The sequence below is a fragment of the Aureimonas sp. AU40 genome (assembly GCF_001463785.1).
In the GTDB taxonomy this organism is placed as follows: Bacteria; Pseudomonadota; Alphaproteobacteria; order Rhizobiales; family Rhizobiaceae; genus Aureimonas.
In genome coordinates, this window is record NZ_BBWL01000016.1 from 50062 (window position 1) to 68494 (window position 18433).

The following is an 18433-nucleotide window of genomic DNA, read 5'->3' on the forward strand; positions in this document are numbered from 1 at the left end:
CGCGGCCGCCGCCGGGTCCTGCGGCGGTCCGCTCCCTTGAGTTCGGCGAAAATACGACCTAAAGGGGAGCCGAAACAACGCACGGCTGTCTCTCGTCGCAGGGCTCCGGGCCGCCCGCGCGAACGCGGCGGCGGGTGCGTCGAACGCTCGACGCTTTATCGATTGCGCGAAGGACCACGTGCCGAACGACCCTCTCGATCTGCTGCTGGGCAAGCGCCTGAAACAATTGCGGGAAGCGCTGGGATGGTCGCCCGAGCGCCTCGGCGAGGGGATCGGGGTCTCGGAGGCGCAGATCCTGCGCTACGAGGCGGGAGAAAGCCGCCTGTCTACCAGCCGCCTGTTTCGCATCAGCCGCCAGCTTCAGGTCTCGCCCGAAAGCTTCTACGACGAGATCGCGCAACTGGATCTCGACGGTCTCTTGGACGGACGGCCCGGTGCCGATGGCGAAGCCGAGCCCGGGACGAGGCCGGACGAGCGCCTTCTGCGGGGCCTGATCGAAGGCGGCGACGCGTCCTGACGTGGCGCGGCCTCGGCCTCTCCGCCTTTTGCTTAACAGGCCCTATCGTGTTTCGGGCTTCACCGCTTTCCGGTGGGCCTTATCGACCGCAGGCGCGCGGGCGATCCAGATCGCGAAGGTCGCGAGATAGGCATAGGCGCCGAATTCCAGCGTTTCCTCCATCTCCTGATGCAGGGCGTGTTCGGCAAGCTCCGCCGCGCCGAGCAGAAGGGCGGCGATGCCCACGGGCCAGACCCAGGCGAGATTGCGAAGGTCGAGAAAGCTGCGCCAGCGCGGCCGCTTGGCGAGCGCCAGCATGCCCGCGATAAGGGCGACCGCGCCGGACAAAGGAATCTTGGCCGCGCGAGGCACGCAAAGGCCCCCTTCGAAGAAGGCGCTTTCGCAGGCCGGGATTTCACGCTGGAGCGCGAGAATCGACAGCGCGCCCATCGCGATGCAGAACAGCGCCTTGGCATCGCCCGCCCGGCGATAGGCGTTGAGGAAGCCGAGCGCGGCAAAGGCCAGAAGCAGCGCCTGCGCATCCTCGATGGCGCCGTTCTCCTGAAAGATCGAGGCGGACAGCGCCATGAGCGCATGGCCTAGAAGCGGCGCCAGACAGCCGATCAGAAGTGCCGAACTGATCCAGGGAAAGGGGGCGGGACGTGGGGTCTGGGGCCAGGACGCCAGATGACCCTGGGCAATACGCATGACGTGAACTCGGTAGGAAAGCCATGCCGGGCAAGAGCGGGCCGGCGCGATCGATCCAATTTAGTATGCTAAGCAAAACAAATCGTCCAGCACCCTCGTTTTTGGTGAATCGACCGCGTCGAGATGCAAGCTCGCTTCGCACATGACAATCGCCGAGGCTTCACGCAGCCCCGGCGCACGTCTCAGCGCCCGTCTCGGCCCGAGCCCGAAAGCCCGGCCGCACTGGGCCTTGCCGTGTCAGCCGGTCGCCTTCGCGGCCAAGCGCGAGACGACGTGGCGGAGCGCCAGCCGGTAGCCTTCCGTGCCCAGCCCGGCGATCACGCCGTCCGCCCGCAGCGAGACGAAGGAATGGTGGCGGAAGCTTTCGCGCTTGTGGACGTTGGAAATGTGCACTTCCACCACGACGCCTTCGAAGGCGTTGAGCGCGTCGAGAATGGCGACCGACGTGTGGGTGAAGGCGGCGGGGTTGATGACGATGCCGGCCGCCGTCTCGCGCGCCTCGTGCACCCAGTCGATGATCTCGTATTCGCGGTTCGACTGGTGAAACCGGATCTCGTGGCCCAGCTCCCCGGCGAGCTCGCGGCAGTCGCGCTCGACATCCGCCAGCGTCTCGCGCCCGTAGATCTCCGGCTGGCGCTTGCCGAGAAGGTTCAGGTTCGGTCCGTTCAGGACGAAGATCAGGCTCATGCGCTCCCCCGGGCGTTCGGTCTCCCGTCTTCCTGTCGTCTCGCCTCCCGATTGTCAAAGCTGCGGACGGCGTCGGGAAAACTGGCGACATTCGCGGCGGCCCATGCGAGTCTAGCCCAAAAAGCGCAAGCGCGGGGGCTGGCATGGATGGAGGGGATGGCGCGAGGCGTTCGACCTCCGAGGCGGAGGAAAGCGAGCGCCCGGCGCCGACCTTGAGCGACGTGGCGAGGGCGGCGGGCGTCAGCCTCGCCACGGCGGACCGCGTGCTCAACCGGCGTCCCGGCGTGCGCCTCGCCACGGTCGAGAAGGTCGAGGCGGCCATGGCGGCTCTGCGCTTCGAGCGCCATCCCGGCGCCGCCGCGCTGGCCCGCCGGGCGCGGTTTCGCGTCGCCGCGCTTCTGCCGCGCGGCTCCAATCCCTTCATGCTGCGGCTTCGGGACGAGCTGGAGCGCGCCTCGCGCCGCCCCGCCGCCCGCGCCCTGGCGCTGGACCTGATGGAGGTCGACACGTTCGACCCGGCCGGCCTTGCCGCCGAGATCGAGCGCGCCGGCGGCTCGCACGACGCCGTTCTGGCGGTCGGGCTCGACCATCCCACTGTCGCCGCCGCCATCGATGCGGCCGGCGCGCGCGGCGTGCCCGTCGTGACGCTTGTTTCCGACGTGCCGGGCTCGGCGCGGGCGCGCTATGTCGGCGTCGACAATCGCGCGGCGGGCCGCGTCGCGGCGGCGCTCGCCGGGCGCCTCAGCGGATCGGAGCCGCGCTCGGTCGCCGTGCTTCTGGGCGCGCGGGCGCTGCGCGACCATCGCGATCGGCTGGACGGGTTTCAGGAGGTGCTGGCCGCGCGCTACCCGCTGCTGCGGCTCGACGCCGTGATGGAGGGGCAGGACGATCCCGACCTGACGAAGGAGGCCGTGCGCCGCTTCCTGCATCGCTCCGCCCCGCCCGCCGCGATCTACAGCGCCGGCGCCGGCAATGCCGGGCTCGCCGCCGCCCTGTCGGAATACGACCTGCAGCCGCTGGTGATCGCGCATGAGCTGACCGCCGAAACCCGGCCTCTGATCGAGAGCGGCGCGATCGACGTCCTGATCGTTCAGGACCCCGGCCACGAGGCCCGCTCGGCGCTGCGCGCGCTTTCGGCGGAACTCACCGGCACCCAGCTGGACGAGGCGCAGGAGCGCATCCGCATTGAAATCCTCATGAAGGACAACCTGCCGTGAGCCGCGCCCGATCGGTGCGGGATTGCGGTGTAAGGGGTTTTTGAGGTACGTAGCTCAATCAAGAGGCTCGGCTTGTCGCCGCGCCCGTCACTCCAGGACCGCCATGACCCAAGCGAACGGTTACTTCGGGCTCGATTCCAGCGTGCGCTTCGAAGGGGAGGGGAGCACCAATCCCCTGGCCTTCCGCTTCTACGACAAGAACCGGCAGGTGATGGGCCGGTCCATGGAAGACCAGCTCCGCTTCGCCATCTGCTACTGGCACTCCTTCACCTGGCCGGGCGGCGATCCGTTCGGCGGCGAGACCTTCAACCGCCCCTGGATGCGCCAGGGCGGCGATCCGCTGGCCAAGGCCAAGGAAAAGGCCGAGGTCGCCTTCGAGCTGTTCCAGATCCTCGACGCGCCGTTCTTCAGCTTCCACGACGTGGACGTGGCGCCCGAGGGCGAGACGCTGGGCGAGTCGATCAAGAACCTTAACGTGATCGCCGACATCTTCGAGGAGAAGATGAAGACCCATCGCACGCGCCTTCTCTGGGGCACGGCGAACCTCTTCTCCAACCGCCGCTACATGGCGGGCGCGGCGACCAATCCGGACCCGGACGTCTTCGCCTATGCCTGCGGCCAGGTGAAGGCGGCGATCGACGTCACGCATCGTCTGGGCGGCGAGAACTATGTCTGCTGGGGCGGGCGCGAGGGCTACGAGACCCTGCTCAACACCGACATGAAGCGCGAGCTGGACCAGCTCGGCCGCTTCCTGTCCATGCTGGTCGACTACAAGCACAAGATCGGCTTCAAGGGTCCGATCCTGATCGAGCCCAAGCCCAAGGAGCCCTCCAAGCACCAGTACGACTTCGACACGGCGACCGTTTTCGGCTTCCTGCAGAAGTACGATCTGGTCAACGACGTGAAGCTCAACCTCGAGCAGAACCACGCCATCCTCGCCGGCCATTCCTTCGACCACGAAGTGAAGCTCGCCTATGCCAACGACCTGTTCGGCTCGCTCGACATCAATCGTGGTGACGACCTGCTCGGCTGGGACACCGACCAGTTCGCCATGGACGTCAAGGAAATGACGCTGGTCTTCCACGAGATGCTGAAGCATGGCGGCTTCACCACGGGCGGCCTGAACTTCGACGCCAAGATCCGCCGCCAGTCGATCGACCCGCAGGATCTCGTGATCGCCCATGTCGCCTCGATGGACGCCTGCGCGAAAGCGCTGATCTCGGCCGAGCGCATGCTGAACGAAGGCGCGCTGGAGAAGCCGCTGGCCGAGCGCTATGCCGGCTGGGACAAGCCGGAGAACCAGACGATCCTTTCGGGCGGATCGAGCTTCGAGGCGGTGGCCGAGCGCGGCCTCGGCCTCCAGCCGCAGCCCCGTTCGGGCCGCCAGGAATATCTGGAAGGCGTCGTGAACCGCTACGTCTACTGACGACGGGCTATCGCTGAAACGAAAGGCCGGGCGGAGCTCTCTCCGCCCGGCCTTTTCGCGTCCGCGGCCAAGCGAAGCGCCGGGGGGCGACGCGGCTTGACCCCTGGCCGGGCGCGTCGCACACCAGGGGACCCTAGCGTGACGGATCGCCCATGGCTCGAATCGGATATGCCCGCGTCAGCACCGCCGACCAGGACCTGACGCTTCAGGTGGAGCGGCTGAAGGCGGCGGGCTGCACCATCGTCCGCTCCGAAAAGCAGTCCGGAAAGTCGATGGCCGGGCGGGACGAGCTGGAAACGGTCCTTCAGTTCCTGCGGGAGGGGGACGAACTCGTCGTGGTGCGGCTCGACCGGCTCGGGCGCTCGACGCGCGACGTGCTCAACATCGTCCACGATCTCGACAAGGCCGGGGCTTCGCTGAGGGTCCTCGATCCCGAACTCACCACCAGCGGCGATCTCGGCCGCATCGTCGTCACCGTGCTCGGCATGGTGGCCGAGATGGAGCATCGCTTCATTCTGGAGCGCCAGCGCGCCGGCATCGAGGCCGCCAAGCAGCGCGGCATCTACAAGGGCCGCCCGCGCACCGCGCCCAATGCCGAGATCCGCCGCCGCCGCGCGGCCGGGGAGGGCGTGACCGACATCGCCCGCGCGCTCAAGGTCTCGCGCATGACGGTCTATCGCGCACTGGCGCCGGAGGGCGGGGAGGCTCCGGCTGGTGCCGGGGCGGGGGATGGGGCTCCCGCGCCCGCCGCCGCGCCGCCAGCTGCCTCGCCGGCTTCTCCCGCGCGCACCCGCCGCCCGCCGCGCCGGGCTTCGCCGGCCTGAGGTCGGCTTGCCCAAGGCCTGTTTCGTGAAATTGCCGTTGATGGCGGCTAAAAAGCCGGTGCGCCCGCTCGCTTTCTGCTAGAGGCGCCCCAGGTGAGCGGAGCCCTGCTTGCCCAAAGAGGATGCGCGAGACCGGGAAACCCGGAACCACCGGCCGACGATCGCCTTCTTCTCTCCAGCCGAACCCAAGGAGACCCGACCATGCTGACCGAAGCCAAGACCGACGAGATCTCCGAAAAGATCGCGGCGATCTTCCAGGGGATGGAACTGGACGACGTCGCCAGCGTCCTGAAGATCCAGCTCGCGATGCTGGTGACGCAGGGCACCGAGGACGCCGACGCGGCCATGGAATTCCTCGACGAAATCTACGAGGACGTCGAGCAGATGGTGGAGTCCTTCCCCTTCGGAGAAGATCTGGAGGAGGATGAGGACGAAGACGAGGAAGACGAGGCGGAAGAAGAGGCCGACGGCAAGGCCGCCAAGCCCTCTTCCAACTAATACGGTTCGGGATGGGGCGGCCGTCAGCCGCCCCGTTCTTATTAGAGGTCTATCGCTTCGCGGCGGGATGCCGCAGACAACCAACGGCGCTGGAGCCGAACGGCGCGACCCGACGTTGAGGCCGAAAGGTTCAGGCGGGAGAGGGCGCGATGTTCGAGGCGAGGCTGGCCTTTCCCGCCGATTTCGACGGTTGGCGCGACGCCGCGCGAAGCGCGCTGGCGCTCGGTATCGGGCCCGAGGCGCTGAGCTTCCAAGTGGGAGAGGGTGCGGGCGGGCTCTTCGCGGAGCCGCTTTCGCCAGCTCCGGCCGACGCGCCGCCTTTTTCCGTGCCGCGCAGCTTTCCCGATCTCGCCCGCAAGCTCGTCTGCCATAGCGACCCCGAGCGATTCAGCTTCGCCTATCGGCTCCTGTGGCGCCTTCAGGCCGAGCGCAAGCTCCTGGAAATCCTGGCCGACCCCGACGTCGCCCACGCGCACGAGATGGAAAAGGCGGTTCGGCGCGACAGCCACAAGATGAAGGCCTTCGTGCGCTTTCGCGAGATCGAGACGGAGGCGGGCGGCTTTCTCTATGTCGCCTGGTTCGAGCCCTTCCATCATGTGGTCGAGTTCACCGCGCCCTTCTTCATGCGCCGCTTCCCCGGCATGATCTGGAGCATCCTGACCCCTAAGCGCTCCGTCCATTGGGACGGGGCCGAACTGACCTTCGCCCCCGGCGCCGACCCCGCCGACAAGCCGCCGGAGGATGCGATGGAGGCGCTCTGGCTCACGTACTACCGCTCGATCTTCAACCCGGCGCGGTTGAAGGTGAAGGCGATGCAGGCCGAGATGCCGAAGAAATACTGGCACAACCTGCCCGAGGCCGCGCTGATTGAACCGCTCGTGCGCGGGGCGGAAGAGGCATCGCGCCGCATGATCGAAACCGCGCCGACCTTGCCGAGTTTTCGTCACGAACGGGCAAAGGAGCGCGGCGAGATGGCAAGGGTTGCGAAGGCTCCGGTCTTCAACGGCTTCAACAAAGCGCCGGATGATCTGGAAGAGGCGCGGGAACAGGCGATGCACTGCAAGGCTTGCCCGCTCTGGGAGCCGGCGACGCAGACCGTGTTCGGCAAGGGGCCAGCAGACGCGCCGGTCATCTTCGTCGGCGAGCAGCCGGGCGATCAGGAGGATCTGGCGGGCGAGCCCTTCATCGGCCCGGCCGGCAAGGTCTTCGACGCGGCGCTGGCGGCGGCGGGCATCGACCGCACCCAGGCTTATGTCACCAACGCGGTGAAGCATTTCAAGTTCGAGCCGCGCGGCAAGCGGCGCATCCATGCCAAGCCCAATATGGGTGAGGTGAAGGTCTGCCGCTGGTGGCTGGAGCAGGAGCGCGAGCTGATCCAGCCCAAGCTCATCGTGGCTCTCGGCGCAACGGCGGCGGCCTCGGTGCTCGGCCATGCCGTGACGATCCGCGACACGCGCTCACGCCTGATCGACCTGCCCGACGGGAAGACCAAGCTCCTCGTCACGGTCCACCCCGCCTATATCCTACGCCTGCCCGACCCCGAGGCGCAGCGTCGCGAGACGGCGGCTTTCGAAGAGGATATGGCACGGGTGAAGCGGGAAGTGCCGGAGATCGCCGTCGACTGACGGACGGGCGCTCTCAAGCCCTCCAACGAACCACTTCCCGAACGAAAGACGGGGCGGACGATCCGATCGTCCGCCCCGTCTGCTTTTCCGATCAGCCTTCCGGCTCGGCCGTCAGGCGCTCATGCGCTCGAAGTTCGAGTCGAGTTCGAGGTTGAACCCGTTCGCCTTCCCGGCCTCCTTGCCCTTGACCGCGCCAGCGGCCGGAGCGAACTGCTGGGCCGCCGCCTGCAACTCGCGGACATTGGCTTTGACGGAGGGGCCGATCTGGATGCGGACGGGCTGGGTCGCGGCGGTCTCGGCGCCCTTCGCGGTGTGAGCCGGATCGACGCGGAAGAAGCTCGCCCGTTCGGCGAGACGCCGCGCCTCGCCCGAAAGCTGCTCGGCCGTGACCGACATTTCGTTGGCGGCGCCGCTCGACGCCTGCGTCACCTGATCGAGCTCGGTGACGGACGCGACGGTCTGCTGCGTCACCTGGTCGAGCTGCGTGATCGCCTGGTTGATCTGCTCGGCGCCGATATTCTGCTCGCGGCAGGCGGCCGAGATTTCGGCTACCAGCTCCGCCGTGCGGCGGATGTCGGGCACCAGCGCGCCGAGCATGGTGCCGGCCTCCTCGGCCACGCCCAGCGTTTCGCCGGACAACGCGCCGATTTCCAGCGCCGCGTGCTGCGAGCGTTCGGCGAGCTTGCGCACTTCGGAGGCGACCACGGCGAAGCCCTTGCCGTGCTGGCCGGCACGGGCGGCCTCGATCGCCGCGTTCAGCGCCAGAAGGTCGGTCTGACGGGCGATCTCCTGCACCACCGAAATCTTGGCGGCGATGGTGCGCATGGCGTCCACCGACTTCTGCACGGCCTCGCCGCTGCGCGCGGCATTGGTGGCGGCGAGCGTCGCGATCTTTTCCGTGGTGGTGGCGTTCTCGGCGTTCTGGCGGATATTGGCCGCCATTTCCTCCATCGCGGCCGAGGCCTGTTCGGTGGCGGCGGCCTGCTCGCTGGCGCCGGAGGAAAGGCGCTGCGTGGTCGCGGCCTGCTGGGTGGAGCCGGCGGACAACTGCTCGGCGGTGACGGCTGCCTGCGTCGACCCGGCGGCGACCTGCGAGGCGGAGGTCGTCACGTCCGAGGCGATCTCGGACAGGTTGACGACCATGCGGCCCATGGCGCGCTGGAGATCGGCGATCTCGTCCGACCCCTTGGCCTCGACCCGCTGCGTCAGGTCGCCCTGCGCGATTGCCTCGGCCAGCTTCACGGAGCGGCCGAGGCCGCGCGAGATGGACAGGGCGATCCAGGCGGCGGCGGCGGTTCCGGCGAGAACCGAGCCCACCAGCATGGTCAGAAGCCAGAATCGGGTCTGGTCGTAGGAGGTCTTGGCATCGGCCAGAGACGCCTGCGTCACCTCGTTGGCGCGCGCGGCCGCCGTATCCAACTGCTCGGACAGCTTGCTTTCCACGGTGCGGATCTTGCCGAGGAGAAGGGTGACCTTCTCGGACCAGTTCTCCGCGCCGTGATCGGCTGCCTTGCGCGTCGCCGCGAAGGAGTCCTGCCAGCGCTGGCGCACCGCGTCCCATTCTCGCGACAGGGCGGGCGCGGCGGCGGTCATGCCGCTAAGGGCCGTTTCGAAGGCCTGATTGGTCGCGTTCAGCCGGTCGCTCGCGGCGAGGATGGCCGTACTGTCGGAAAGGTTGATCGTCTTCAACATGTCCAGCTGCGCGCCGCTGGCCAGAGCGTCGAGCTGCACTCGCCATTGAGTGAGCGTGGCGGCGTCGAGTTGGGCCTCCTTGCCGCGCGCTTCCAGATCGTTCAGGGCGGCGCGATAGGCCTCTGCGGCCGGAGCGGTCTTGGTGAGCGCGGTGTTGCCCTCGTTGGCGTCGGCCTGCGAGGCGGCGGCGATGGCCTCGTCCGTCAGCGGGCGATAGTCGTGGAGCAGCCCATCGAGATCCTTGAACCGATCCCGCTCGGCGGCGGGCATGGACGCGAGCAGCGCCTTCTGCGCCGCCTCCATGTTGGCCCAGTCCCCATCATACTGGCGCTTGATGGTCTCGATCACGGCCGGGTCCGCGCTGTCGGTCATGCGGCGGATGTCGAGCCGGATCGCGCGCAGGGACGATTGGAAATCCTTGGCCGCGCTCGACTGGACGAAGGGTCCGGCTGCAAAATTGTCCAGGGTGGAGTTCGCCCGATCAAGGCTCGCCATTCCGAAATAGCCGATGCCCCCGCTCAGGGCGAGGATGCATCCGAAGCTGGCGGCAAGTTTGGACTTTATCGTCAAGCGCATCGAAACGCCCTCTGCGTTCGTAAGTTTCCCTGGGTAATCTCCTGATCCCCTGGAAGTATATAACTTGAAGCAACTTAATTGCAGGTGAAGCAAGCGAGTAGCTACTCGTAAACGAAGCTCTAATTCCAACGACCCGGCTTGCATCGTAAACGATCTATACGCTGGATAGTCTGCGATGGATTGGTTCACGATGCATGGGTTCCCCAAAGTCTGTGCTCTGAGGCGAGGTCATCCGAACTCGCGTCGTAGCCAGGGATGACCGATGACGAGCGACCGTTCGTGAAACTGTGGATGGGACACTCGGTCCGCTATGAATGGTGAATGGCGCCCGCTAGATAGAACTATCCAACCCCTGTCGGGCCGTCCCCCGCGCCGTGGCTTGCCGCGCGCTCAGGCCTGTTTTTCCGAAGAGGTGCGCTTTGACCAAGGTCGCGGTCGATCTCGGAACCACCGCAACGGGCGAACCGGCGGAGATGGATCTCGAGGAGCTTCTTTCGACCCGCCTTCTCGTTCAGGGCAATTCCGGCTCCGGCAAGTCGCATCTCTTCCGCCGCGTGCTGGAGCAGAGCGCGGGCTGGGTTCAACAGGCGATCATCGACCCGGAGGGTGACTTCGTCTCCTTTTCCGAGCGCTTCGGCCATATCGTGGTGGATGCCGACCGCACCCCGTCCGAGCTCGGACGCATCGCCGCGCGCATTCGCCAACACCGCGCCTCCGTCGTGCTCAACCTCGAAGGGCTCGACGCCGAGTTGCAGATGAGCTGCGCGGCGGCCTTCCTCAACGGCCTGTTCGACGCCGACCGGCATTACTGGTTCCCCATGCTGATTGCGGTGGACGAGGCGCAGATCTTCGCGCCCTCCATGGCGGGCGAAGTGGGGGACGAGGCGCGGCGCATCTCGCTCGGCGCCATGACCAATCTCATGTGCCGTGGCCGCAAGCGCGGCCTCGCCGGCATGATCGCGACGCAGCGCCTCGCCAAGCTCGCCAAGAACGTCGCGGCCGAGGCCTCGAACTTCCTGATGGGCCGCACCTTCCTCGACATCGACATGGCGCGCGCGGCCGATCTTCTCGGCCTCGACCGGCGGCAGGCCGAGCGGTTTCGCGATCTCGAGCCCGGCCATTTCGTGGCGCTCGGCCCCGCCCTGTCGCGCCGGCCGATCCCGATCCGCATCGGCCCGGTGGAAACCGCCGGCCGCTCCGGTCGCCCGGTTCTCATGGCGCTGCCCGATTCCAGCCCCGAGGCCATGGCGGACCTGATCTTCACCGCCGGGGCGGACGAGCCCGAGACCCTGCCGGCGCCCGTGCGGCGCGAGCCGCTGCCGACGCGCGAGCTTCTGGAGCGCGTGGCCGCCAACCGCGCCGGCGCGCCCGCGCCCGCCCGGCTGGAGGAGGAAAGCGAGCCCGACCCGGAGGCCGAGGCCGAGCGGCAGGTCGTGGTGGACGCGATCTTCGCCGATCTGATGGCCGATCCCGAGGCGGCGTTCCGCCCCGTGCAGCTGCTCTACCAGGACTTCGTCACCCATTGCCGCCTCAAGCGCGTGGGCGACGGCGGCCTCGATATGGCCGGTTTCCGCCGCCGCCTCGCCCTGGCGCGCGCTGGCATCGGCGCGGCGGGCGAGGACGAGAACTGGATCGAGGTCGTGCGCCGCTCGGAAGAGCTGCCGGAGGACATGCAGGGCGTCTATCTCCTGCTCGCCAAGGCGGCGCGCGACGGCGAGCCCTGCCCCAGCGACGAGACGCTGGCCCGCGCCTATGGCAGCCATTCGCCCTCGCGCGGGCGCTTCCTGCTCACCTACATGGCCGAGCGCGGCTATATTGCGGCCGAAACGGACTTTCGCGGCAACCGCGTCGTGTCCATCGCGGGCAGCGACTGGCGCACCGGCGCGGGCAGTTCGGGCAAGCGCGCGCCGGGCACGACGCCCCGCATGCGGCGGGCCTGAGTTTTCGCTCGCGGGATCGTGAGGGAAGAGAGTGAAGCCCGTTAAGGATTTCGCAACACTCTTTTTTCGGCGATCGATTCAATTGACTCCATTCTGAAAAGTCGAATTTGAGGCGTTCCAAGGCAAAGTCCTCCCATGCCGCAGAGAGAGGCGGCGAGGGGAAAAGGAAAAGCCAGATGTCGATCGATCGTCGCCGCGAAATGCAGGAAAATCTCTACGCCGCCCGCGAGCGGCGCTCGTTCCAGGACCGCGCCCGCGCGGACCGGATCGTCGGCCTGTGGGCCGCGCGCCAGCTCGGCCTCGAGGGCCAGGAGATCGATGCCTATGCGGGTTCGGTGATCGGCGCGGGCGTCGCCAAGCCCGGTGGTCGCGGCGGTTTCGACAAGGTCGCGGCCGATCTCGCCGCCATCGGCATCTCGAACGAAACGGTCCGCGCCCGTTACGCCATCGCCATGGACGAGGGCATGAGCCCGACCTATTCCATCGCCTCGGCCAATCCGCTCTACGCCTGAGGGCTCAAACCCCGACGCCCAGAAGACGCAGGCTCCCCAGGATGAAGCCGTCGCCGATCGTGAAGGCGACGGCGCCTTCCAGGGCCAGCGCGAGGAAAAGCGTGGCGGGAACCGGAAGCCCGCGCGCGGCAAAGAAGCCGAGCACCACGAATAGCGTGTCGCCGAAGGCGTTGAGAATGCTGTCGCCCTCGTAGCTCGGCGTTCCCGGCGTGTCCCCGAACAGGGCGATCATCGCCGGCGTGTTCTCCATCGCCTCCCAGATCGCGCTGGAGGCGAGAGCCGCCAGGAACATCCAGCTCAAGGGCCAGCGCGGCGCCATCCGCCGAATGAAGGCGTAGAGCCCGATCCCGTACATGACATGCAGCGCGGAATACCAGTCCGCAAATTGCTGCGAGGCGCCGGGCGAATGTGGATCGCCGTCCCATAGCGCGACCGTGCCGCAGGGGCAGGTCAGCGGGCGGTCCATCCAGGCGAGCCAAGCCGCCATCGCCGCCAGGATGCCCAATCCCACCATCACCTGTCCGGCCAATCCGGCGGGCAGGGCGAACAGGCCTTCGGGCCGATGGGGATGGGACATGTCGCTCATCGTCGTCGCACTCCACACCCACCGGCGCGTCCGGCTCCCACGGGTGCCGACCGATCCGAACCCAATATTCCAGCCCAACGCGCCGTTCCGTCCAAGGGTTGCGCCGACGCGCTGCGGCCGATCGCGCAAGCCGCGCGCGAACCTTGGGTGGGACAATGCAGCGGGCGCTTTCCGATTCGGCTCGCGTGCGCCAAGCATGCCCGTTTCCCATCTGATCGCGATGGCTTGCTGACGTCAGAGATCGACCAGGGCGGCAAAGCTTGTCGTGTCCATCTCCCCACCCGCCTGCCTTCACCGTCATGAGCCGAGAGCGTAGACACCTCCCGATACTCGCCGGTCGCCTTGTGTTCAGGGCTCCCCAGGTTGCCTTTGCGTCGTGCGTGGCCAGCGGTCCTTGAGGCTTGTTCGCGGTTTCTCAGAGCGCATTGGGGACCAGTCCCTCACTCGGGGCCGTTGCCGATCGTCGTCCAGACGCCCGCGCGTCTTTCGTATCCGGCGTCTCGCGAGCACGGAAACGCCAGCACACACTTCCCGCCGCAAAGCGACCAGGGGTCTTCAACGCGCCCGTCTCGGCAACTTCGCCACTCTGCGTGAAAACCACGCTGGAAAACCGCCGAGGCGCCAGCGCGGCCCCTCCGGACTCCGGCGAAATCATCGGTGCGCCGCGATGGATCGCGGGCGGGTCTGCGCCATATGGTGCGCGAGGTCCCGGTGTTCGCGGACCCTTGCCCGCCGCTTTTGCCTCATGACCCGTTTCCTTCTCGTCTGCCCGCCGCTCGTCAGCCATGTCCGCGCCTTCGAGGCGGTGGGCGAGGCGCTGGTGGCGCGCGGCCATGCCGTGGCCTTTCTTCTCAATGCCGGGGGCGGGGCGCTGGTCGGCTCGCCCCGCGTCGCGGTCTGGGAGACCGGCGCGTTCGAGCCCGGCCCCGCGCTGACCGATCGGCCGACCGGCCTGTTCGGCATCCTGCGCACGGTGCGCGAAGGGGCGGCGCGCACGGCGAGCCTCTGCCGCGAAGGCCCTGGCCTGGCCGCGCGCTGGGGCGCTGAGGCCGTGCTGGCCGATCAGATGGAGCCGGCGGGCGCGCTTCTGGCCGAGCATCAGGGCGTTCCCTTCCTGTCGATCGCCGCCGCCCTGCCGATCGATCCCGACCCGGCGATTCCCTCGCCCTTTCTCGGCTGGCCTTTCGATCCCTCGCCCGAGGGCCGCAAGCGCAATCGCGGCGGCGAGCGCGTCGCCCGCCTGCTCCTGCGCCGCCAGCGCGAGACGCTGCGCGCCGCCTGCTTCGATCTCGGCCTTCGCCCGCGCGAGCGAATGGAGGACTGCCTGTCGCCGCTCGCCACCCTGTCGCAGACCGTGCCGGGCTTCGACTATCCGCGCCCCGACGCGTCGCGGCTTCATGCGCTCGGGCCGTTTCGCGCGCGCGGCGGCGCAGGGGAGGAGCTGCCCTTTCGGCGCGACCGCGCGCGCCCGCTCGTCTTCGCCTCGCTCGGCACGTTGCAGGGCCATCGCCTGGGCGTGTTCCAGGCCGTTGCCCGCGCCTGCCGGCGCATCGGCGCGCAGCTGGCCGTCGCCCATTGCGGCCGGCTCTCGGCCGCTGAGGCCGGATTGATCGACGCCGATGTGGTGACCGACTTCCTACCGCAACGCGCGGTGCTGGCCGAGGCCGATCTCTGCGTGTCCCATGCCGGGCTCAACACGGTGCTAGACGCGATGGAGGCCGGCGTGCCCGTTCTGGCGCTGCCCATCGCCTACGACCAGCCGGGCGTCGCCGCGCGGCTGCTCCACCATGGCGCGGGGCTTCGCCTGTCGCATCGCCGCCTTCACGCGGGCGAGGTGGCCGACGCGCTCGCCCTGATGCTGCGCGACCCCAGCTTCCGCCGCAACGCGGCGCGGATCGGCCGCGAGATCCTCTCGGCCGGCGGTTCGGAGGCGGCGGCCGACTGGGCGGAAAGGCTCCTCGTCTCGCCCGTTCCCGCTCGGGCCCGGGAGCCCGAACCGGCATGAGGGAGCGGGTGTTCGACCTGATTCTGGCCGGCGGCGGGCTCGCCAACGGGCTGATCGCCCATCGTCTGAGTGAGCGGCGGCCCGACCTCGACGTACTTGTGGTGGAAAGCGCCGCGGAGCTTGGCGGCAACCACACCTGGAGCTTCCACGACGGCGATCTTTCGCCCGTCGAGCACGGCTGGATCGAGCCCTTCGTCGCCCACCGCTGGCCGGGCTACGACGTGCGCTTTCCCCGCCGCGCGCGCGGCGTGGAAACTGGCTATGCTTCGGTTTCCTCCGAGCGCTTCGCCTCGGTGCTGCGCGAGCGGCTGACTGAGCGCCTCAAGCTCGGCGCGCCGGTTCGGGCGCTGACGGCGAGCAGCGTCACGCTGGAAAACGGCGAGGTGCTGCGCTCCCGCGCGGTGATCGACGGGCGAGGGCAGCGCCGCAGCGCCCATCTCTCGCTCGGCTTCCAGAAGTTCCTCGGCCAGGAATGGGAGACCGCCGTCCCGCATGGCGTGACGCGCCCCGTGGTGATGGACGCCACCGTGCCGCAGGCCGGCGGCTATCGCTTCGTCTATGTCCTGCCCTTTTCCCCGACGCGGCTCCTGATCGAGGACACCTACTACGCCGACGACGCCGCACTCGACCGCGAAACGCTGCGCGCCGAGATCGCGGCCTATGCGAAGCGGCAGGGCTGGCAGCTCGCCCGGCTCACGCGCGAGGAGGATGGCGTCCTGCCTATCGCGCTCGGCGGCGACATGGAGCGACTGATCGAGGAGGCCGCCGGCGTGCCGACCGTGGGCCTCGCCCGCGCCCTGTTCCACCCGACCACCGGCTATTCGCTGCCCGACGCCGTGCATGTCGCCGATCTCGTCTCCTCCGCGCCCGACCTTTCGGCCGAGGCCCTGTCGCGGCTGCTCGCACAGCACGCTCGAAACCTTTGGAGCGACCGCGCCTATTTCCGGCTCTTGAACAGGCTTCTCTTCGGGGCGGGCGAGCCGGCCGAGCGCTACCGCATCCTGGAGCATTTCTATCGGCTGCCCGATCCGCTGGTGGCGCGGTTCTACGCCGCACGGCTGGAATTTTCCGACAAGCTGCGCATCTTCGTGGGCAAGCCGCCCGTGTCGGTGCGCGGTGCCTTGCGCATCCTCGCCGCGCCGTCTCGCCTCAGGGATACCGCATGACATCTGCATCGCCGCCTTCGCCCGTCCCGTCCCGGCCGCAAACGGCCATCGTGATCGGGTCGGGCTTCGGAGGGCTCTCGCTGGCGATCCGCCTCCAGGCGGCGGGCATCGCGACGACGCTTCTGGAAAAGCGCGACAAGCCCGGCGGCCGCGCCTATGTCTACGAGGATCAGGGCTTCGTCTTCGACGCGGGGCCGACCGTCATCACCGATCCCAGCGCTTTGGAAGAGCTTTGGCAGGCCACTGGGCGCAGCATGGCGGATTATGTCACGCTTCTGCCCGTCAGCCCGTTCTACCGGCTCTGCTGGGAGGACGGGTACCAGTTCGACTATGCCAACGACCAGGCGGAGCTCGACCGGCAGATCGGCGCCAAGAGCCCCGCCGATGTCGAGGGCTACCAACGCTTTCTCGCCTATAGCCGCGCCGTGTTCGAGGAGGGCTATCTCAAGCTCGGCACCGTGCCCTTCCTCCATTTCCGCGACATGATCCGCGCTGGGCCTAAGCTCGCCAAGCTGCAGGCCTGGCGCTCGGTCTATGCCAAGGTTTCGGATTTCATCAAGGACGACCAGCTTCGGCAGGCCTTCTCCTTCCATTCGCTTCTGGTCGGCGGCAATCCCTTCGCGACCTCCTCGATCTACGCGCTGATTCATGCGCTGGAGCGCGAATGGGGCGTCTGGTTTCCCAAGGGCGGCACCGGCGCGCTGGTCGCCGGCATGGTCAAGCTGTTCGAGGATATCGGCGGGCGGGTCGAACTCTCGGCCGAGGTCGCGCGCATCGAAACGGAGGGGCGCCGCGCGACGGGCGTCACCCTGCACGACGGCAGGCTCCTCGCGGCCGATCTCGTTGCCTCCAATGCCGACGTGGTCCACACCTACGACGCGCTGCTCGGCCACACGCCGCGCGGGTTGAGCGAGGCCAAGCGCCTCAAGACCAAGCGCTTTTCCATGTCGCTCTTCGTCCTTTACTTCGGCCTGAAGCGGCATCAGCCGCAGCTGGCGCATCACACCGTCCTGTTCGGCGCGCGCTACCGCGCCTTGATCGACGAAATCTTCAAGGCCAAGACCTTGGCCGGCGACTTCTCGCTTTATCTCCACAGCCCCTGCGCCACCGACCCTTCGCTCGCGCCCGACGGGGCGGGCAGCTACTACGTGCTCTCGCCCGTGCCGCATTTGGGCAACGCGCCGCTCGACTGGAGCGTGGAAGGGCCGCGCTATGCCGAGCGCATCTTCGACTATCTCGAGCAACGATACATGCCGGGCCTGCGCGCCGATCTCGTGACCCATCGCATCTTCACGCCGGACGATTTCAAGTCCGAGCTGAACGCCCATCACGGCTCGGCCTTCTCGCTCGACCCGGTGCTGACGCAGTCCGCCTATTTCCGCACGCACAACCGCGACGACGAGATTCCCAATCTCTACTTCGTCGGCGCGGGCACGCATCCCGGCGCCGGCGTGCCGGGCGTCGTCGGCTCGGCCAAGGCGACGGCGGGCCTTATCCTCGACCCCGCCGCATGAGCCAGACGCAGGGCGAGGCGCTCGACCGCTTCGCCGAGGACTCCATCGCCAAGGGCTCCAAGAGCTTCGCCGCCGCCGCCCAATTGTTCGACCCCGCGACGCGGCGCGACGTGATGCGCCTTTACGCCTGGTGCCGCCATTGCGACGATGTTGTGGACGGGCAGGAGGGCGGGCAGGGCCGTGTCCACGCGCCCGAGCCGCCGGAGGCGCGCATCGCGGGTCTGAAGGGGGACACGGCGCGCGCGCTGGCCGGCGAGACGGCGCGTCTCCATCCCAGCTTTTTGGCGCTTGCCAGCGTTGCGCATCGCCATTCCATGCCCGCCGCGCTGTTCGAGGAGCATCTGAAAGGCTTCGCGCTGGATGTGGACGGGCGCCGCTACGAGACGCTGGACGCGCTGCTCACCTATTGCTGGCATGTGGCGGGCGTCGTCGGCGTCATGATGTCGGCCGTCATGGGCGTGCGCGACGAGGCGGTGCTGGATCGCGCCGCCGATCTCGGCCTCGCCTTCCAGCTTACCAACATCGCGCGCGATGTGGTGGCCGACGCGGGGGAGGGGCGGGTCTATCTCCCGCTCGGCTGGCTGCGCGAGGAGGGGCTGACGCCTGCCGACCTCCTCGACCCGGCAAAGGCCGAACCCGTCGCGCGCCTTCAGGCTCGGCTGGTCGCAGCGGCCGAGCCCTATTACGCCTCCGCCCGCATCGGCATCGACCATCTCCCCCGCCGCTCGGCCTGGGCGGTGGCGACCGCCGCCCTCGTTTATCGCCGCATCGGCCTGAAGCTCGTGGAACGCGGCGCGGCCGCACATGGCCGGCGCATCTCCACCGGCACGGGCGAAAAGCTCGGCGCCATCCTTCGCGGCGCCAGCACCGCCTTCGGCCCCCGCAGGCTTGCCAACGCCCCGCGCGACCCGGCGCTCTGGCAAAGGCCGAGGATCGACCCGGGGCGCTGACGCTCCTTGGA

At 68.3% G+C, this 18433-nt stretch carries 16 protein-coding genes; 12 read left to right on the forward strand and 4 right to left on the reverse strand.

The genetic code is table 11. The features are described 5' to 3' along the window. The first annotated feature begins 178 nt into the window (after positions 1-178). Positions 179-517 carry a helix-turn-helix domain-containing protein gene (locus AUL32_RS06115; RefSeq protein ID WP_061977440.1) on the forward strand — a complete coding sequence of 113 codons (339 nt, stop codon included), beginning with the start codon at positions 179-181 and terminating at the stop codon, positions 515-517. Between the two features lie 42 nt (positions 518-559). Here the strand turns inward: AUL32_RS06115 and AUL32_RS06120 are convergent, their stop codons facing one another. Together AUL32_RS06120 and aroQ are read right to left on the reverse strand one after the other, a co-directional pair. After that, positions 560-1204, reverse strand: coding sequence for a hypothetical protein (locus AUL32_RS06120; protein ID WP_062112671.1), 645 nt, complete (start codon positions 1202-1204; stop codon positions 560-562). A gap of 237 nt (positions 1205-1441) precedes the next feature. Continuing rightward, the gene (aroQ, locus tag AUL32_RS06125) at positions 1442-1891 is read right to left on the reverse strand and encodes a type II 3-dehydroquinate dehydratase (protein WP_062112674.1); all 450 of its coding nucleotides are present in this window, start codon (positions 1889-1891) and stop codon (positions 1442-1444) included. A gap of 143 nt (positions 1892-2034) precedes the next feature. Between aroQ and AUL32_RS06130 the strand changes: the two genes are divergently transcribed. The 5 genes from AUL32_RS06130 (at position 2035) to AUL32_RS06150 (ending at position 7481) form a co-directional block, all read left to right on the forward strand. Then, a complete protein-coding gene (locus tag AUL32_RS06130; RefSeq protein WP_062112677.1) occupies positions 2035-3108 on the forward strand; it encodes a LacI family DNA-binding transcriptional regulator in 1074 nt (357 codons plus the stop codon). Positions 3109-3211: 103 nt separating this feature from the next. After that, positions 3212-4534 carry a xylose isomerase gene (gene xylA, locus AUL32_RS06135; protein WP_061977432.1) on the forward strand — a complete coding sequence of 441 codons (1323 nt, stop codon included), beginning with the start codon at positions 3212-3214 and terminating at the stop codon, positions 4532-4534. Positions 4535-4686: 152 nt separating this feature from the next. Then, entirely contained in the window at positions 4687-5358 is a 672-nt protein-coding gene (locus tag AUL32_RS06140; RefSeq protein WP_062112679.1) for a recombinase family protein, read from the forward strand. A 201-nt stretch (positions 5359-5559) separates the two neighbouring features. After that, positions 5560-5856 (forward strand): hypothetical protein, encoded by a 297-nt coding sequence (locus tag AUL32_RS06145; protein WP_061977428.1) that lies wholly within the window; start codon positions 5560-5562, stop codon positions 5854-5856. Between the two features lie 149 nt (positions 5857-6005). Beyond that, entirely contained in the window at positions 6006-7481 is a 1476-nt protein-coding gene (locus AUL32_RS06150) for a UdgX family uracil-DNA binding protein (protein WP_062112682.1), read from the forward strand. 111 nt (positions 7482-7592) lie between these two features. Here the strand turns inward: AUL32_RS06150 and AUL32_RS06155 are convergent, their stop codons facing one another. Beyond that, positions 7593-9749, reverse strand: a complete 2157-nt coding sequence (locus AUL32_RS06155; protein ID WP_062112685.1) for a HAMP domain-containing methyl-accepting chemotaxis protein — start codon at positions 9747-9749, stop codon at positions 7593-7595. A 419-nt stretch (positions 9750-10168) separates the two neighbouring features. Here AUL32_RS06155 and AUL32_RS06160 point away from each other — a divergent pair, with 419 nt between their 5' ends. Together AUL32_RS06160 and AUL32_RS06165 are read left to right on the forward strand one after the other, a co-directional pair. Next, positions 10169-11689 carry a helicase HerA domain-containing protein gene (locus AUL32_RS06160; protein WP_156421344.1) on the forward strand — a complete coding sequence of 507 codons (1521 nt, stop codon included), beginning with the start codon at positions 10169-10171 and terminating at the stop codon, positions 11687-11689. Between the two features lie 176 nt (positions 11690-11865). Further along, positions 11866-12201 (forward strand): DUF1476 domain-containing protein, encoded by a 336-nt coding sequence (locus tag AUL32_RS06165; protein ID WP_061977422.1) that lies wholly within the window; start codon positions 11866-11868, stop codon positions 12199-12201. A gap of 4 nt (positions 12202-12205) precedes the next feature. On the opposite strand, the gene AUL32_RS06170 is transcribed toward AUL32_RS06165, so the two are convergent. Beyond that, positions 12206-12787 (reverse strand): DUF2585 family protein, encoded by a 582-nt coding sequence (locus AUL32_RS06170; RefSeq protein WP_062112688.1) that lies wholly within the window; start codon positions 12785-12787, stop codon positions 12206-12208. Positions 12788-13532: 745 nt separating this feature from the next. Here AUL32_RS06170 and AUL32_RS06175 point away from each other — a divergent pair. From AUL32_RS06175 to AUL32_RS06190, 4 genes are read left to right on the forward strand one after another with little or no spacing between them, the layout of a single operon-like run. Continuing rightward, entirely contained in the window at positions 13533-14792 is a 1260-nt protein-coding gene (locus AUL32_RS06175) for a glycosyltransferase (protein ID WP_062112691.1), read from the forward strand. An 8-nt stretch (positions 14793-14800) separates the two neighbouring features. Further along, positions 14801-15958: a lycopene beta-cyclase CrtY gene (gene crtY, locus AUL32_RS06180; RefSeq protein WP_244497688.1), complete on the forward strand. Its 1158-nt coding sequence runs from the start codon at positions 14801-14803 to the stop codon at positions 15956-15958. Next, a complete protein-coding gene (locus AUL32_RS06185) occupies positions 15955-17472 on the forward strand; it encodes a phytoene desaturase (RefSeq protein ID WP_062112697.1) in 1518 nt (505 codons plus the stop codon). Before crtY ends, AUL32_RS06185 begins: the two co-directional genes overlap by 4 nt. Continuing rightward, positions 17469-18422: a phytoene/squalene synthase family protein gene (locus AUL32_RS06190; protein ID WP_062112700.1), complete on the forward strand. Its 954-nt coding sequence runs from the start codon at positions 17469-17471 to the stop codon at positions 18420-18422. Before AUL32_RS06185 ends, AUL32_RS06190 begins: the two co-directional genes overlap by 4 nt. Positions 18423-18433 lie beyond the last annotated feature (11 nt).

Excerpts from the sequence above, each read along its gene's own strand:
- AUL32_RS06120 (WP_062112671.1), bottom strand. The coding sequence starts at position 1,204 with ATGCGTATTGCCCAGGGTCATCTGGCGTCCTGGCCCCAGACCCCACGT.
- aroQ (WP_062112674.1), bottom strand. The coding sequence starts at position 1,891 with ATGAGCCTGATCTTCGTCCTGAACGGACCGAACCTGAACCTTCTCGGC.
- AUL32_RS06130 (WP_062112677.1), top strand. The coding sequence starts at position 2,035 with ATGGATGGAGGGGATGGCGCGAGGCGTTCGACCTCCGAGGCGGAGGAA.
- xylA (WP_061977432.1), top strand. The coding sequence starts at position 3,212 with ATGACCCAAGCGAACGGTTACTTCGGGCTCGATTCCAGCGTGCGCTTC.
- AUL32_RS06140 (WP_062112679.1), top strand. The coding sequence starts at position 4,687 with ATGGCTCGAATCGGATATGCCCGCGTCAGCACCGCCGACCAGGACCTG.
- AUL32_RS06145 (WP_061977428.1), top strand. The coding sequence starts at position 5,560 with ATGCTGACCGAAGCCAAGACCGACGAGATCTCCGAAAAGATCGCGGCG.
- AUL32_RS06150 (WP_062112682.1), top strand. The coding sequence starts at position 6,006 with ATGTTCGAGGCGAGGCTGGCCTTTCCCGCCGATTTCGACGGTTGGCGC.
- AUL32_RS06155 (WP_062112685.1), bottom strand. The coding sequence starts at position 9,749 with ATGCGCTTGACGATAAAGTCCAAACTTGCCGCCAGCTTCGGATGCATC.
- AUL32_RS06165 (WP_061977422.1), top strand. The coding sequence starts at position 11,866 with ATGTCGATCGATCGTCGCCGCGAAATGCAGGAAAATCTCTACGCCGCC.
- AUL32_RS06170 (WP_062112688.1), bottom strand. The coding sequence starts at position 12,787 with ATGAGCGACATGTCCCATCCCCATCGGCCCGAAGGCCTGTTCGCCCTG.
- AUL32_RS06175 (WP_062112691.1), top strand. The coding sequence starts at position 13,533 with ATGACCCGTTTCCTTCTCGTCTGCCCGCCGCTCGTCAGCCATGTCCGC.
- AUL32_RS06185 (WP_062112697.1), top strand. The coding sequence starts at position 15,955 with ATGACATCTGCATCGCCGCCTTCGCCCGTCCCGTCCCGGCCGCAAACG.
- AUL32_RS06190 (WP_062112700.1), top strand. The coding sequence starts at position 17,469 with ATGAGCCAGACGCAGGGCGAGGCGCTCGACCGCTTCGCCGAGGACTCC.